The following is a 15,903-nucleotide window of genomic DNA, read 5'->3' as shown; positions in this document are numbered from 1 at the left end:
CCTCCTAAAAATGAGTAACAATATTTGCAACCAATGAATCATCCACGAAATTCGGATTCAAAATCTTCCCACCCAACAATTGCCTACCAATATTCCAAGCAAGTTCACTAATTATCCCGCAATTCATCTCACCCAGCCGCACCATTTGCCCACCCAATTCTAAATTAGTTTCCGGGGATACCAGCAACCTTTCTCCAAATTCTTGCAGCCAGTTTTCCCACTCAGCATCTTTGATGTTGCAGGCGATTAAAAAGCCTTTAATATCGCCTCCACTCCAGCCTTGTTCAACTCCTTCTAACAGTTGCAAAAATTTCTGTTCGTATTCCCCAAAAGTGCGAATCGGAGTTGGCTTTGGCGGTGGGGGTGCTCGTTTGCGGAAATGTCGCTGAAGAAGCCGCCACAGGTTGAGGATTCTTTGCCAAATTTGTCCGAGCATTGGCTGGGTTAGTGATGTGTTGTTGGAGATTGTAGCAGAGTTGGCGGTTGAATGTACATTTGGTTCGTAGGGGCGGGTTCACCAACAATATATAACGATGACCAACAATCTATATAAACCCGCCCCCACCCCACGGTAAATCTGAATGTACATTTCGATTTACCGTGGGGAGAGGGCGGGTTTTCGAGATTGTTTATTTGGGGCGATTATGGTTGGTGAAACCCGCCCCTACGATATCGCAAATTATACGATAGCGAATCCACGAGACATGATATTAGGCAACTCAATAATTAATTGGTGTATCCGTGTCAAAATCTCTGAGAGTGCTTCCTTCTCCTATTACAATTGATTGGGGTCGATTCCCATTTCTCGGAGTCTTAATTCTAAAGCTTGCGATCGCGATCGTTCTTGTTCCAGCAAAGTTTGTGCCTCAGTGGCACGTTCCTCTGCTTCCTGTGCCCGTGCTTCCGCCTGCTGTCGCAGTTGAGCGAGTTCCACAAAACTCACAAACGGTTCTCCCGACGGCCCGAACATTTCGAGTCCGGTTTCAGACAATCCAAAGCGCACGCCCAGTCTGGGACTAATCCAACCGTCTATTTGTTCGATCGCCTCTAACTCTTCCTCAACCCGCTGCCATCCTGTCAATTCTAATGTTTGGGGGTCGTACAAATAGTATTCTTCCACACCGTAACGTTCGTAAAATTTGAACTTTTGAATCATTGGAGCTGGCCGATTTCCCGGCGACCAAATTTCAAACACAACTTGTGGCCCAATATTATCTTCATTCCACTGTTGATAGGAACCACGATAACCTTTTGGTCTACCAAAAACTACCATCACATCTGGTGCTTGGCCAAGTTTATTATTTCCTTCCACGGGATACCAAAGCAAGTCGCCTGCCACGAAAACATTCGGGTCATTCGCAAATAATAGTTCGGAATTTTCCTTAATCCAAACGATTAATCGGAATTGCTCAGTATTGTCTGACATTGGTTCTCCATTGTCATCGGGATAGATAATATTTGATTTGTCGGGAGATTGCAGTTGTGTAACCATTGCTGTTTCCCCAAATTGGCTGCTAGTAATATTGTATTGTAAATGATATCAATTCCGTCCTTCGTAGGGGCCGCGTTCACCCGAAATATTGGCAATTATTCCAACGATAAATAAACCCGCCCCCGCCCCACGGCCAATCTGAATGTACATTTCGATTGTTCGTTGGGTGGGGGCGGGTTTTCGAGATTGTTTGTTTCAGGCGATTATGGTTTGTGAAACCCGCCCTTACGATCGCACAAATTATACGATCGCGAATCAACGAGACATGATATTAGAGAACTCGATAATTCATCAGTGTATCCGTGTCAAAATCTCTTAGAGTGCCTTCTTCCTTACCCTAAAAAGAAATAATCAAGTAACCGTTTTGGAACTTAGCACCAGTAACAGACTTCCCAGTTAGCGCCGGAGGCAGCAAAATATTGCGCCGCTGATCGCCCGCTTCGATCGTCACTTCCGGCCCGGATTGAATCAATTTAATTTCTTTCTTGTCAAACCCAGGCAAAAACAAACTAACTTGACGCTGTGCAATGTTTATGTTAATGGGTTTAGGAGCTTTTGCCCCCTCAGAAAAATCTGGCAAAGCATCAATTAGCGGCTGCCAGTTATTGTCACTGTGCGGCGGAACCGAAACAGCCGTCAAAGGATCAAACTCGGCACTAATAGCTTCTGTAACCGATCCTTGATTAACAATGACACCGCCCACAGTCAAGCCAACTTGTTGAGAACTTCCCCAAAGATAGCGAGCAGTTGCGATCGCACTTGCATCCCCAGTCGTCACCAAAAAAGCCGCCGTGCGGTTCGGATCAGCCAGCGCTGCCTTACCCTTATCCAAAAGATTATCGACTTGCTTAGTCGATTGAAAAGCATTGTCTCCCGACAAATCCACAGTCAACACGGTACTGACAACCGGTTGAATAAAAGGTGAAACCGCTTTCACCAAATCCGAATCTACCAAAACTTGACGGAACCTGCGGATGTACCAACTCAGAATTTCCGGCATTCCCAGCATCCGCAGCGTATCCATGCCGCCATTGCCGTCATAAACAATTACATCGTATTGTTTGCTGTCCTCGTATTCCCGAAGTTCGTTCAACCCCAGCGCGCTGTCCATTCCCGGCAACACCCCTAATTCTTGACCGTAAATCTCCTTGAAAAACGGAGTACGGACATATTGAGCTTCTAGTTGTTTAACTTCGTCCCACCTGCGTTCTAGCAGCGGCGCGCTTTGCACCTGAACTGCTTTGAGGTTGGGGGCGATTTCTTGGGGGCTGAGAGTCAGGGGAGCCCCTAGCAGAATACCCAATGCAGGGCCCGGATCTTGGCCGAGCAGCAGAACTCGCTTGCCTTGAGCGGCATATTTTTTAGCTGTTGCGATCGCGATCGTACTGCGGCCAGTGCCGCCTTTGCCCAAAAATGTCAAAATCAAAGCCATTTTCTGTTCTCACTGCCAAAGCTTACTCTTTAACATTTAAGCGCAACCTTCAGCCAGAGTGGGGGAGGGGGGAGAGTGGAGGAAGAGGAGAGTCGGCGAGTGGGAGAGTGGGAGAGGGGAAGAATGGGGAAAATTTTTCCTCTTCCTTCTTCCTTCTTCCTTCTTCCTTCTTCCTTCTACATCTGTTAAACGGGTTCTAGCTCATCTTCAAAGAACCAAGTCGAAAAACCGTCAAACTTGACAACCACGCCTACTCCGCTACCGTCAACCATTCTGAATCCGTCAACAGTGCCTACTGGATTCTCTTTTATCCTGCCCACCATATTCGGAGGTATCCGATCTCTGAGACGGCGCACCTTAACTCTCTGACCTACTTCTATTGCCACGGAAATTGTTCTCCTGCTCTATATAACCTATATACAACCGTTTATTTTACAGTTTGGCGTCTACTTCGGAACAGCAACACCAGCAGGCGATCGCACCCTATGATTTTCCATCGAAATTTCGACCAACTTTCCCTAAAAAACGCTATTCTAGTCAGAGTTGGTCGATCGTGTACCCTGATTCGCTTGGGTTTGCTTCATCAGGTTCCACATGGGCAAGTTCCACTCCCTGATCTGGGCGCACCACTTAGATAATTATTTTTTATCGCTTCGCAAAAAGAATCTTTTTATTAATTGCCACAACTACAGGATTTCTCCCCAGTTAGTCATCCTTCCGGCAGAAGCCAAAAGGCATTCAGAAGTTGTAATTAATTTTATGTTTGCTATATATAACTCGGCGCTCTCTAAGGTTGAGATCGGCGAAATTACTGCTGCAAAGCAGTTTGAGTCTGGTTGGCAAAATTTTCCGAAGGTCATATTTTAGTAAATTGCCCTGTTGTAACAGTTTACTAAAATATGACAATAAAAAGAAGATTTAATGCTAAAATTAAATGCTGAAAAAGTTGATTTTGGGTGCGGTCTTACGGCATAAAAAGTGGAATGATTGCCGGATTTAGGGAGTCTAATAGAGGAAATGAAGTCAAGGAACTTCAACATCACAAAATTGAAATAATGAATAAAATTTTTACGTGCTGGCGATCGACCAAAATTCCGCTCCTAAGTTTGTCGTTAGCTGTGTTCGCCTGTCTGCAGCTTGGTCGTGGGACGATCGCCAGTCCGCTCTCTCCATCCCCCAAGCAGCCGTCGAACCCTACTAAAATTGTCTCGGTCGATCAACCGCCAGCATTGCCAACCGACTCAAAATCTCCCAAAAATCCGGCAACAGTGGCGGCGAATTCATCCCCAGCAGAGACGATAAACGCTCAGGGAACCGCGGTCGGACGATCGCTCGAAATACAAGAAATTCGCGGTAAAGTAAGCTTTAAAGGGCGACCAGCAGTCGTGGGCGATCGGCTTCTGGCCCCCGGAGACGAAATCATCACCGGCCCCGATTCCACAGCCCGTTTAGCCATCGACAACAACGCCGGCATCGTGGAAGTTTCCGAAAAAACCGCAGTCAGAATATCCAATTTGTCAAGCAGTGCAGGCGGGGAAAAAGACACAGCCATTTTTGTCAGCAGGGGGCGAGTCAGGTTGTCGATCGGCAAAACTGCTGCGACAACTCCCGCAGCCAACACCTCAACAATTATCCCGCCGAACCAAATAGCCGCCCTCAATAGCCTCAGCGGAGTTGGCAAATCCAGTCAAATTGCCCAACAAAAAAAGTCTGCCAAAACTGCCCCAGTCAGGGTTGAAACCCCAGAAGGGGTTGCCGGAGTCCGCGGCACCTCCTTTGGCGTCAGCGTCGGTGGGGGCAAAACCGCAGTCGAAACTATTGAAGGTGCAGTCGTAGTATCCGGCAGCGCCGACTCAGAAGTAGTTGTCAACGGCGGCAACGCCACGACAATTTTCCCTCAAACCTCGCCCGTGGCGCCCTCAGCGAGCCCTCGCCTAGCTCAACTCAAAGTCCGCAGGTTGTTGAGATTCAGCGGCAATATCTATCGCCTCAGCGGTCAAATTAACCCGATCGACACACTTTATGTCAACAACGAAGAGATTAAGAGCGATCGAAATGGCAACTTCAAAATCCAAGGAATTTTACCTCCAAGCCGCCGCCTCCAAATCGTAGTGCGAGGGCCGTCAGTCACAGAACGGCATTACAGCCTCGTCGTTCCCTAAACAACCTATCTAAGAGTAAAGTGCGCGGGCAGTCTCTGAAGACGTGAGTTAGAGCCTAAGTCGTATCTGGGTGGATTATTTTGTGTAGGTGCGAAGCATTTCGCGGTGAATCTCGGTAGTCAAAATAAATAAATTTTGCGTCAACCCTTCGCCCTTACGGTATTGTAAAACTTCATGACTCGCACTCCTGTCGAAAGTCGGACTCGAATGTCAATTATTTCGTCAAATTAATTGCATGAAGTTCAAACAATGGATGGATCATCTCAAACACAATCAACTGATCGGCCTGCGGCAATATATAATTTCAAATCCTCCCTGGATGACAGGCACCCTAGCAGGGCTAATGTCTGTAGCCATGCTGCAAGTGGGAATGTGGAAACCCCTTGAATATTTGGGATACAAAACGCTATTTCAAATTCGAGAATCGGGTATATTACCAAATCCCGGATGGGATAAGAGAATTGCAGTAATTGCGATCGAACCGCATTCCTTGCAAGAATACGGTCAATTTCCTTGGCCCCGCAACCGCTATGCCGAACTGCTAGAATCACTGAAAAAATCTCCCCCTACAGCAGTTGGTTTTGACATTCTTTTCCTCGATCCAAGTCCGAAAGATGATATTTTAGCCGCGGCAATTGCCGCCAACGGCAAAGTTGTACTCCCTAGAACCCCCAAAGAAGAACCCGTAGCATCTTTAAAAGCAGTCGCGGCAGGTGTCGGCCACATCAGCCAAGAAGCCGATAGCGACGGTATTACCCGCGAGTCAAAAATCTTTCTCAACGGGATTCCTAATTTCGGTTTAGCATTGACTCACAGGTACAATGCTGCTAATCCCCAAGATCCAGTATTGCTCCCAAAGTCAAAAAATAAGCAGGAAAAAAAAGTCTGGGTTAACTGGCCGGGGAAAACAGAAAATCTATCTACCTATGCTTTTGTTGATGTCGTAGAAGGTAGAATTCCCGCAGATGCTCTGACCAATAAGTTAGTTTTAGTGGGCATAGTTGCTACCGGTTTCGACCCGATATCTTCACCTCTCAACAAGACTACGGGTGGGGTTTATTTATATGCAGCGTTGGTTGACAATTTGCTCAATCAACGCTTGCTGCAGCGGCTGCCGGTACTCGTAGAAATTTTGTTATTGTTGGGGATTGGTTCGCTTACCGCTTTGGTTCTGGGCCACCGAGGTGTTAAGGAGAGAATTGCGATCGCTCTCGGTTTGCCTATAATTTGGATTGCGGCTGCTGCTTTGTTATTTGGCTTCTTTTTTTGGTGGGTGCCGATTGCTGCACCTATCGGCACCCTCATTTTATCTAGCACTGCTTTGCAACTGCGGGAACAGTACGAAAAGCAGCAGTTGATGAGGTTATTTGAAAAGCACGTCGCTCCGGAGACAGCTCAGCTTATTTGGGAACGCAAAGCTGAGATATTTGAACAAGGAGAACTCGAACCTCAAGAACTTACAGCAACGGTGCTGTTTATGGATATTCGTAGTTTTACTTCGATTTCAGAAAAAATGCCGCCGCGGGATTTGCTCACCTGGCTGAACAATTATTTGGAAGCGATGACCAACTGTATTATGGATCACGGCGGGGTTGTAGATAAATACATCGGTGATGCAATTATGGCAGTTTTTGGGGTGCCTTTTTGCCATACCGAATATCGACAAATCCAACAAGATGCTTTGAATGCAGTTGCGGCTTGCATTGCGATGCACGAACGGCTGCACCAACTTAATCAGCAGCTTAGAATTGAACGCAAACCTTTAATTAAATTTGGCATCGGTTTGCATACCGGACAGTTAGTTGCTGGTAGCGTGGGCGGTTCCCGGCGTTTGAATTATTCTGTGATCGGCGATGCTGTCAACGTTGCTGCTAGATTGGAGGCGATGAATAAGGAAATTGTTTCTGACAGTCCTTTTAATTTGTTGGTGACGGGGAGGACTTTTGCTTACGTGCGCGATCGCTACGAAGGCCAAAAAGTAGGCTCGATTCAATTGCGCGGCAAAAAAGAAGAGACTGTGGTTTATGCTATTTTGGGTGAAAAGCATTAGTTATTGGGCATTGGGCATTGGTTCAGGACTTACGTATCAAAACCAAAGAAACCGGGTTTTTGGCAGTTTATGCCAGCATTCACGAAATATTCTCGCAAAAAACCCCGGTGGTTGAGCGAAGTCGAAACCCTGACCACCCGTGCGTAATTCCTAATCTAATCAAACACGCTCAGCCGCAGAGTTTTAGCTATTTGTTCTAACAGAAATAAGCCACCGACAGAGTTTCCCTCTTTATCCAAGGGCGGACTGTAAAAGCCGATCGCACCTTGACCCGGAATTACCGAAAGCATTGCCCCGCTAACTCCCGACTTAGCAGGCAGTCCCACCCGCAGCGCAAAGCGGGCGGATGCTTCATACAAACCGCAAGTTGCCATTAGTGCTTTGACAGTGCGGCAGTTTTCCCCGATTTGTCGATCGCCACTATTTACCAAAACCATCCCCAGCTTAGCTAAATCCTCCACAGTTCCCGACAAACAGCAGAGGCGATTGTAAGTTTCTAAAGCAATTTTCGAGTTTTGAATATAACCCGATTCTACCATTTTCAAGGCGAGATTCCAATTATTTTCATTCGGCATTGAATTCACTGAAGAGAGCATTAACTCGTCAACAAATAACTGACTGTTTGCCTGTTGATTCAGCCAATCGAGCAAGTTTTGACAGCGCGCCACAGCATTTTGACCGGGAATCAAAGACGCTAGGGCGATCGCCCCGCTATTAATCATGGGGTTTCTCGGCTTCCCTTGGTCTATTTCGAGTTGAGTTAAGGAATTGAAAGGCAGTTCCGAAGGCTCGCAGCCAACGCAGTCAAATACCGTTTTTTCGCCCAATTCGCACAGCAAATAAAGCAGCACAAAGGGCTTGACTGCGCTCATCAGCGAGAATGTTTGAGCAATGCTACCCCAGCTCAAAAATTGACCGTCAATTGCCCGAATTTGCACGGCAAACCCTTGTCGGTCGGCTCGCGCCAGGAGGGGTATGTACGCGGCGATTTGACCGGATTTACTGCGATTAATTGCCTCTTTTGCCCAAGCTTCCAGTTGTTCGGGTTGCAAGGACGATAGTTTGCTGGTGGATATTTGCACTCTCGATTATTTCGATTATTTTAAATTTTAGATTGGCATTCCTGGCGCGATATTGTGCCATAAACCCAGTTTATTAACAGAATTGCGTCACTTGGGAACGCTGCGGCAAGAAACTGGGTTTCTTCGGGGATCTCAACCAAGCTCGATCTTCAGGCTGTTGACGTTTCGGCCCGCCGGGAGCCAATAAAGTTATTGACAAATTTTTCATAAAAAAACCTGTACTTTGCATAAAACTCTCCCCTTCACCCAGATAGATAAGTAGCAGCTTCAAGGCAACGCTGCTATCTAAAACAAACAAGCACTAGCTTGAAATGCCTTCAGATTCTGATGTTTAAGCCCCAGCAAGGGGCGGCGTGCATATTTAACTTAATTCTTTCAGAGTTCGCCAAATCCTGTCCGGAAAACCCCCGAACCTCTGAGAATGTACTATCCAACCGAATCTACAAAAACCAGGATAAAAAAATGGCAGAAGCTAAAGCAGAAGCACCAAAGCCCGCTCCAATGACTTTTAAGGGTGTATGCAGCGACGGAGTTCTCAAAGGCAAAGAAATTGAAGGGAAACTAGACATCAAAGTTAACGTCGAATCTGTCAAAAGTCCAGAACCAACGAAAAAAGCACCCCCTGCGTCGGAGACAGCTTTCTTTTGGGCGCTGTTTTTATTAATGGCAAGCATGGTCGTCGGCAACCCCGCCGAAATGAGAAAAAACAGCTCCCCACAAAGGTCTCATTCTCATCAGATGTTAAACCAATCTGGGGAGCAGTCGCTGTTGCCTAAGAAAAACACCAGCAACTTGCCACTTTAGGCCCTGGGAGCCTGCCAGCCGCGCAAATAGTAATAAAAAGACCCGAAATATTCATCGAATACTCGCGTCGTAGTTACCAAAGCTTCTGCACTAGGCAAAAAATCTCCCGCGTCTAAGCGCAGTCTCGAACTCCCTCCTGAGGTGGGTTGAAAAGTGTAGAAGTCGGTAGCTCTAGGAACCACCTGGATTCCCATATTTGCAAAAGCGAGGCTAGCACGCCGCATCTGAATCGCAGATGTTACCAGGATGACTTTGCGCGGGGCGCCACGGCTGTCGAGTATCTTTCTCACTTCTTCAGCGCTGGTGCGTATGTTGCTGCCGTTATCGTCTAGAACAATACTGCTGCGCGGCACGCCCATGTTGTTTGCCAGCAAAGTCTCGATATCCTTAGCTTCGCCAACATAACCCTCCAACTCGCGTCTCGGGCCAGCGGTAACGATGACCATAGGTGCGAGTTGTTTTCTGTACAAAACGGCAGCATAGGGCAGGCGATTGCCTGTATCTGTCAGTTGAATCGCTACTCGGTTGGGGATGTGAGGCTGAGTGGTTCCTTTGCCCAGCAGGACGATCGCCGCTGCGGTTTCGTCGCAGCAAACTGTGCGGACGGCTGCGGCGGCGTCCCGTTCTGCTTGCTCGGCGAACCAGTAAGCGACAACTGGCATACTCGAAAGGATCAAAACTAGCAGGGCTGCCAAGATCATTCTCGGCGCCGGGTTGCGGATGCCCCCGTTCGTGATCAGCGCGGATGCAATCACCAGCAGCGTGATTGAAAAACCCAGCGGCTTAAAGAAGAAGGCTATTAAGCCGAAAATCGCTGCTCCGACCGGGGTGTCTGGCGCAAAAAAAGCTAGGATCAAAAGGCTGATCAGCAGCAAAACGCGCAGCCGATCTAATAATGGATTGTCTTTGCCTCCTGATTGATCCCACCACGATTTGAGCAGTGAGAACAGGAGGAATAGAAATAGAATGCGAGCTAACAGTTCTGGCATCTTGCAATATTCTGTGTCTTCATAAATTAGTACAGAAGTTTTGGAAACGATCGCGAATTTAGCTGCGGGAGGAAATACGAGAATCGGTGAGTTTTTAACTTTCGCCAATAACGCAGCCCGATCGCATTTATCCTAATGCTCGCTTCCGGTCAGCTATCAACTATTGGCTGCAGGGTGAAGCCCGCTACTTCCAGTCACAGATTGCTGACAGTTAATTGGTAATTGATAACTGGTAATGGTTGATTGATAATTGGTAATGAATCGAGCACGCCGCAGGTGAAATTGGCAATTCAACTCTGCTTTCTGCTGCCTGCTTTTTGTCCCCATTACCTGTTACCCATTCACCAATCCCAATTTATCGGCGCTTCAGTTGATTCCGAATTGCCTGCGTTACCGTTTGAATTACTTTAACACGAGCATAATACTTGTTATCGGCCGCAATTAGCGTCCAGGGAGCAAGCGGCGTGCTGGTGCGGTGAATCATTTGATTCACCGCCACTTCATAATAATTCCACTTTTCCCGATTTCGCCAATCTTCCTCGGTGAGTTTGTATTGTTTAAAGGGATTGTTTTGCCGCTCTGTAAACCGCTTTAGTTGCTCGTCAGGACTGATGTGCAGCCAGAATTTAACTAAGACACAACCGAAACTGGTGAGTTGCTCCTCAAATTCGTTGATTTCCTGATAAGCTCGGCGCCATTCGGGTTCGGTGGCAAATCCTTCGACTCGCTCGACCAGCACTCTACCATACCAACTGCGATCGCAAATGCTGATTTTACCAGCCGTTGGCAGCCGTCGCCAGAACCGCCAGAGGTAGTGATGTGCTTTTTCTTCGTCTGTCGGAGCCGCAAAGGCATTAACGGTGTAACTGCGGGGGTCTAATACGTCCGTCAAGCGTTTGATTGCTCCTCCTTTACCGGCGGCGTCCCAACCTTCAAACAGCACTAATACGGGGATTTCCTCTTCGTAGATGCTTTGTTGCAGTTTGCCAAAACGGGTTTGTTGTTCGCGAAGTTGCTGTTTGTATTCGTCGGGCGACAGCGATTGAGTTAAATCTACTTGGGCCAGCAAGTCGGGTTCGCTGGGTTGCAAGCTTTCTTGAGGTGGCAATTTTACGGGTGCAGATTGCATCGGCAGTCTGTCTAAGGCTTCTGTAATTGTCGCTGCCATTTGCGTTAAAACTTTGACTCTGGCCCACCGCTGACAATCGCCTTCTACTAGCGTCCAAGGTACCGGGCCCGTGCCGGTTTGGGCTACCATTTCTTCGGCAAAAGTTGTGTATTCTTCGTATTTTTTGGCTTGTTTCCAATCTTCGGGCCGCACTCGCCAAGCTTGTAAGGTGTCGTCTTCTAGTTTTTTGAGCCGGTGCTTGAGCTCTTTTTTGCTGAGGTGAATCCAAAATTTGGCAATTGCTGCGCCGTCATCTACCATCTGCCGCTCGAAGGCGTTGATTTGCCGGATGGCTGTCGGTACTTCTGTCTCGGAGACTCGATCGAACAATCGGTCTTCTAAAACATGAGTGTACCAACTGTGGTAGAAAAAGCCAATTTTGCCGCGGGCGGGGAGTTTCTGCCAAAACCGCCATAGGAAAGGATAGCCCATTTCTGCATCTGACGGCGGCCAAATCGGGTGGACGGCAAACCCCCGCGGGTCCATATACCCCACCATTTTTTTGACTAAAGCACCTTTGCCGGCAGCGGCCCAACCTTCGAGGACGATAATTGCGGGCAATTTTTTTTCCCTGCAGGCCAGTTGGAGCGATCGCAACTGCTGCATTAAAACTTCTATCTTGGCATCGTAGGTTTCTTTATCTAGGGAAATGTTTAAATCCAGGTTGTCAAGCATATTTACCTTCTACCAATCCGAAATCTAGTTTAATGTTAGTTTAACGTTTGGATAAATCCCACCTAAAATCAGGTAAAAAAGTGATGAAAACTACTGTTACGGTCGGTTAAAACTGCGATGCTTCTGCCCTCAAAAACCTGCTCCCGTCCATACTAACAAAACTCTCCTCACCTCAAACTTGCAAAAAAAAACAGCTCAGGTTATATTTGAGATAGGGAACTTTTAAATAAGTTCAACTTCTCCCCTCCCCCGATCGGGCGAGTTAACAGGAGGAGCAAGAAATCCCTGAAAAAGGATTTATTGTAAAAGAGAGCAAAAGTAAAAATCAACTACCCACTGGGGGTGACAACTTCTTTACTTAGCTGTAGAAACTTTATTCAAACAATAGTTACTTAAGCACCAAGCTTGGTAACGAAAGAGAGCGCGACTCATCGACATCTAGCGATAAACTCACCTACAAAATTAGCCCCAAAGGGCCAAACAATTTTTATGATTGCCTAATTAGATAAAACCTGAAAGCCTGGGTGATATAAACAGGTTTCTGAGTTTTATCGACACCACAATAAATCTGCATTACATCCGCGTTTATCCGCGTTCATCTGCGGTTAATCATCAAAAACTCGGAGTTTTGCAAGAAATTCACTGTACTTGTTTGCCAATACTACTTAAGAGGAACAGTCCGAAGTTACGGATTGCAAGTTTTCTATGAATATCTTAACAACACGCTCCTACAAGGGCGAAACTGACTGGTGCGCGATCGCAAATTTGATCGATGCTTGCGAAGCCGTAGATAGACTCGGCGAAGAAGTCTCAGCAACTGAACTTAAGCTAATACTTGATGCCCCCAAACTCGACCAAGCCCGCGACGTACAGTTGTGGGAAGATGGTAATTACAAACTAATCGGTTTAGCACTCCTAGATATGCCCGATTCGCCAGAGGAAATAGACGCTTGTCTCTGGTTTTACGTGCATCCAAACGTGCGCGGCGCAGGTTTGGAAAAAGACATAATTAAGTGGGGCGAAAAGCGGCTGCGCGAAGTAGGAAAAGAACGCAATTTGCCGGCAAAATTGCGTACCTACAGCCGCGAGGACCAAACCAATGAGATGGGGCTGTTAGAAAAACAGGGCTTTGAGGTCGATCGCTATTTTTGGACAATGGCCCGATCCCTCGCCGAACCGATTCCCGCGCCGGAATTCCCCGCAGATTTTGCACTGACACACGTATCGGGAGAACAAGACATCCAACCCTGGGTAGAGATGTTCAACCAGTCATTTATCGATCACTGGAATCACCACGATTTAACTGCGGAAACCGTGCGCTACTGGATGCAAGACGCCAATTATCAGCCGGAATTAGATTTAATTGCTGTTTCGGGCGATCGTAAATTTGCTGCTTTCTGCGACTGTCAAATCAAACCCCAAAAAAACGCCCGCAGCGGCACAAAAGACGGCTGGATTGAATTGTTGGGTACGCGGCGCGATTTTCGGAAAATGGGTTTAGGAAAAGCGATGCTATTAGCTGGTTTGCATAAGTTGAAAGCAGCGGGTGCAAACACAGCTAAACTCAGCGTCGATGCTGATAGTTTGACGGGGGCGACAAAGCTTTATAAATCAGTGGGTTTCCGCCCGATGGAAACTTGGATCGAGTGGGCTAAGACTGTGTAGAAAAAGGTTGGTACTGAAGGCGAGAATCCCGACTGCTTAAAGAAGCCGGGGTTCTCAAGTGCGATTTTGGGTCAAGTGCGAGATCCCTTTTGGATCGAATGGGATCTCGCACTTTTTTTGATTTCCTAAATCAACCGGAAATTAGCCGATGTTATTGCATTGGCACTCACTCCAATCATCACACCTAACTCCTCTCCTGTCAAGACATTTTTGATGAGAGTTCCCTGAGTATTTTGAGTGATTGCTAACTGACCAAAACTCAAACCTCCGGTTAATCCAATCAAGTCTTGACCGATTGTAAAATCAGCAATAATATCAAATCCTTGACCAGCTTTTAAGGCAAAGATATCGTTACCACTACCGCCAATTAAACTATCATTACCCAAGTCTCCGTAAAGAATATCATCACCTTGACAACCAGTGAGAGTATCGTTGTCTTCGCCTCCGTAAAGAGTATCATTTCCTTCACACCCTCCCAGGATATCTGCTCCTTTGTCACCGCTGATGAAATCATTACTTTCACCGCCACAGATGGTATCCGAGCCCTCGTTTCCAAACAGGTAGTCATCACCTTGACTACCAAACACTATGTCATTCCCTTTGCCTCCAAATAAGGTGTCATTATCCTTGCCACCATCGATGAAGTCATCATTTCTATTAGCATAAACGATGTCATTACCTTCGCGACTATTTATGGAGTCATTGCCTTTGCCTCCAAAGATTAAATCATTGCCCAAGTCGCCAAGAATAATGTCATTATTTTCATCTCCAAATAGGATGTCCGCGCCACTACCACCACTGATAAAGTCATTGCCTGTGTTGCCGTTGAGGATGTCGCCGCTGTCACCACCATATAAGTTGTCATCCCCGGATTTGGCATCGAATATATTGCCAAAGTTGCTACCCAGTAATTCATCGTTTTTGGCAGTGCCTATTTGAATTGTCGATACACAGAGTATGGTGTTTTCAACTGAATTCGGTTGGTTTAAGTTGGGATAGTCAATGTCATCGCAGATGCAGTCGTCATTGGGGATGTTGTTAGTTGTTGGTATTGGCGTTACCGATGGCGTTGGCGTCGGTGTTGATGCGGGCGTCGGTGTCGCTGTTTCCGCTATTGTTGGTGTGGGTGTGGGTATTGGTATTAGTATGGGCGGGGGCGCTGAGGCGGCAACATTCACGCTAAAAGTACCTAAATTGCTAGCAGCAGACAAATTGCCCACAACATCCTTCACCTGCGATGCTTGCAAATTAACTGTGTAAGTACCATTATCAACACTATCCCAAGTTCCCCCAGGCGGCGTCAACGAATATGTTGCTGTGCGGGGCGTGCCATTTCCAGTGGGTGTGGCACTAATAAAGGTAGCAGGAATAGCACCACCTGACCAATTTACAACAACGTCAGAATTATCTAAACTGCTAACATCAACTCCACTACTATCGCTGAAAGTAACTGTCAATATCTGACTGGTACCACTCGCTGTAGTAATGTTAGAAATTGCACTCAAGTTAGCAGTAGGTGGGGTGATATCAACAGTAGGTGTGGTGACATTAGCAGTACGAGTCAGTTGAGTTGCTGCGGTATTGTTATTACCCGCTGTATCAGTTGCTTTGGCAACAAGTACATCAACTGTGACATTACCACTAGCAGCAGGAGTGACATCAAAGGTGTAAGTTTTGGCATCAACTTTAACAAAGTTATCGACAGTCGCATTGGCTACTGTGATATCAGTATTATCAAAGCCGTTGACATCTTCATTAAAGCTAGCAGTGACGCTAAATAAACCAGTTACTGTTGATGTTGAAGTTGATGTTAAGGTAACATTTGGTGGGGTGATGTCAGGTGTGGTGACATTAGCAGTGCGAACGAGTTGAGTTGCTGCGGTATTGTTATTACCCGCTGTATCAGTTGCTTTGGCAGCAAGTACATCAACTGTGACATTACCACTAGCAGCGGGAGTGACATCAAAGGTGTAAGTTTTGGCATCAACTTTAACAAAGTTATTGACAGTCGCATTGGCTACGGTGATATCAGTATTATCAAAGCTGGTGACATCTTCATTAAAGGTAGCGGTGACGCTAAATAAACCAGTTACTGTTGGTGTTGAAGTTGATGTTAAGGTAACATTTGGTGCGGTGATGTCAGGGGTGGTGATATCAGCAGTGCGAACGAGTTGAGTTGCTGCGGTATTGTTATTACCCGCTGTATCCGTTGCTTTGGCAGCAAGTACATCAACTGTGACATTACCACTCGCAGCGGGAGTGACATCAAAGGTGTAAGTTTTGTCATCAACTTTAACAAAGTTATTAACAGTCGCATTGGCTACGGTGATATCAGTATTATCAAAGCTGGTGACATCTTCATTAAAGGTAGCGGTGACGCTAAA

The 15,903-nt window shown here is 46.7% G+C and carries 12 protein-coding genes; 4 read left to right on the top strand and 8 right to left on the bottom strand.

Features of this window, described 5'->3' with window-relative positions:
* Nucleotides 1-4: 4 nt before the first annotated feature.
* From QUA47_RS13975 to petP, 4 genes are all read right to left on the bottom strand, one after another.
* Nucleotides 5-436 carry a hypothetical protein gene (locus tag QUA47_RS13975; protein ID WP_333431179.1) on the bottom strand — a complete coding sequence of 144 codons (432 nt, stop codon included), beginning with the start codon at nt 434-436 and terminating at the stop codon, nt 5-7.
* Between the two features lie 339 nt (nt 437-775).
* Entirely contained in the window at nt 776-1,492 is a 717-nt protein-coding gene (locus QUA47_RS13970) for a Uma2 family endonuclease (RefSeq protein ID WP_333431178.1), read from the bottom strand.
* Nucleotides 1,493-1,829: 337 nt separating this feature from the next.
* Entirely contained in the window at nt 1,830-2,924 is a 1,095-nt protein-coding gene (locus QUA47_RS13965; protein ID WP_333431177.1) for a Get3/ArsA fold putative tail anchor-mediating ATPase NosAFP, read from the bottom strand.
* Between the two features lie 185 nt (nt 2,925-3,109).
* Nucleotides 3,110-3,310 carry a cytochrome b6f subunit PetP gene (petP, locus tag QUA47_RS13960; protein ID WP_190735912.1) on the bottom strand — a complete coding sequence of 67 codons (201 nt, stop codon included), beginning with the start codon at nt 3,308-3,310 and terminating at the stop codon, nt 3,110-3,112.
* 669 nt (nt 3,311-3,979) lie between these two features.
* Between petP and QUA47_RS13955 the strand changes: the two genes are divergently transcribed.
* Entirely contained in the window at nt 3,980-5,086 is a 1,107-nt protein-coding gene (locus tag QUA47_RS13955) for a FecR domain-containing protein (protein WP_333431176.1), read from the top strand.
* A 235-nt stretch (nt 5,087-5,321) separates the two neighbouring features.
* On the top strand, nt 5,322-7,136 hold the full coding sequence (locus QUA47_RS13950; RefSeq protein ID WP_333431175.1) for an adenylate/guanylate cyclase domain-containing protein: 1,815 nt from the start codon (nt 5,322-5,324) through the stop codon (nt 7,134-7,136).
* A gap of 155 nt (nt 7,137-7,291) precedes the next feature.
* Here the strand turns inward: QUA47_RS13950 and glsA are convergent, their stop codons facing one another.
* The gene (gene glsA, locus QUA47_RS13945) at nt 7,292-8,218 is read right to left on the bottom strand and encodes a glutaminase A (RefSeq protein WP_333431174.1); all 927 of its coding nucleotides are present in this window, start codon (nt 8,216-8,218) and stop codon (nt 7,292-7,294) included.
* Nucleotides 8,219-8,680: 462 nt separating this feature from the next.
* On the opposite strand from glsA, the gene QUA47_RS13940 reads away from it, so the two are divergent.
* Nucleotides 8,681-9,022, top strand: a complete 342-nt coding sequence (locus tag QUA47_RS13940) for a hypothetical protein (protein WP_333403798.1) — start codon at nt 8,681-8,683, stop codon at nt 9,020-9,022.
* On the opposite strand, the gene QUA47_RS13935 is transcribed toward QUA47_RS13940, so the two are convergent.
* Entirely contained in the window at nt 9,019-10,119 is a 1,101-nt protein-coding gene (locus QUA47_RS13935; RefSeq protein ID WP_333431173.1) for a YdcF family protein, read from the bottom strand. The genes QUA47_RS13940 and QUA47_RS13935 overlap by 4 nt on opposite strands.
* A 247-nt stretch (nt 10,120-10,366) precedes the next feature.
* Nucleotides 10,367-11,854: a polyphosphate:AMP phosphotransferase gene (pap, locus tag QUA47_RS13930; protein WP_333431172.1), complete on the bottom strand. Its 1,488-nt coding sequence runs from the start codon at nt 11,852-11,854 to the stop codon at nt 10,367-10,369.
* Between the two features lie 705 nt (nt 11,855-12,559).
* Here pap and QUA47_RS13925 point away from each other — a divergent pair.
* Nucleotides 12,560-13,519 (top strand): GNAT family N-acetyltransferase, encoded by a 960-nt coding sequence (locus QUA47_RS13925; protein ID WP_333431171.1) that lies wholly within the window; start codon nt 12,560-12,562, stop codon nt 13,517-13,519.
* A gap of 125 nt (nt 13,520-13,644) precedes the next feature.
* Here the strand turns inward: QUA47_RS13925 and QUA47_RS13920 are convergent.
* On the bottom strand, nt 13,645-15,903 hold a 2,259-nt coding region (locus tag QUA47_RS13920; protein WP_333431170.1), incomplete at its 5' end, for an Ig-like domain-containing protein.

The organism is Microcoleus sp. MON2_D5 (assembly GCF_036701905.1).
GTDB lineage: Bacteria > Cyanobacteriota > Cyanobacteriia > Cyanobacteriales > Microcoleaceae > Microcoleus.
The sequence above is the reverse complement of the archived record's forward strand: the minus strand, read 5'-3'. Positions and strand labels throughout refer to the sequence as shown.

Excerpts from the sequence above, each read along its gene's own strand:
- QUA47_RS13975 (WP_333431179.1), bottom strand. The coding sequence starts at position 436 with ATGCTCGGACAAATTTGGCAAAGAATCCTCAACCTGTGGCGGCTTCTT.
- QUA47_RS13970 (WP_333431178.1), bottom strand. The coding sequence starts at position 1,492 with ATGGTTACACAACTGCAATCTCCCGACAAATCAAATATTATCTATCCC.
- QUA47_RS13965 (WP_333431177.1), bottom strand. The coding sequence starts at position 2,924 with ATGGCTTTGATTTTGACATTTTTGGGCAAAGGCGGCACTGGCCGCAGT.
- QUA47_RS13955 (WP_333431176.1), top strand. The coding sequence starts at position 3,980 with ATGAATAAAATTTTTACGTGCTGGCGATCGACCAAAATTCCGCTCCTA.
- QUA47_RS13950 (WP_333431175.1), top strand. The coding sequence starts at position 5,322 with ATGAAGTTCAAACAATGGATGGATCATCTCAAACACAATCAACTGATC.
- QUA47_RS13940 (WP_333403798.1), top strand. The coding sequence starts at position 8,681 with ATGGCAGAAGCTAAAGCAGAAGCACCAAAGCCCGCTCCAATGACTTTT.
- pap (WP_333431172.1), bottom strand. The coding sequence starts at position 11,854 with ATGCTTGACAACCTGGATTTAAACATTTCCCTAGATAAAGAAACCTAC.
- QUA47_RS13925 (WP_333431171.1), top strand. The coding sequence starts at position 12,560 with ATGAATATCTTAACAACACGCTCCTACAAGGGCGAAACTGACTGGTGC.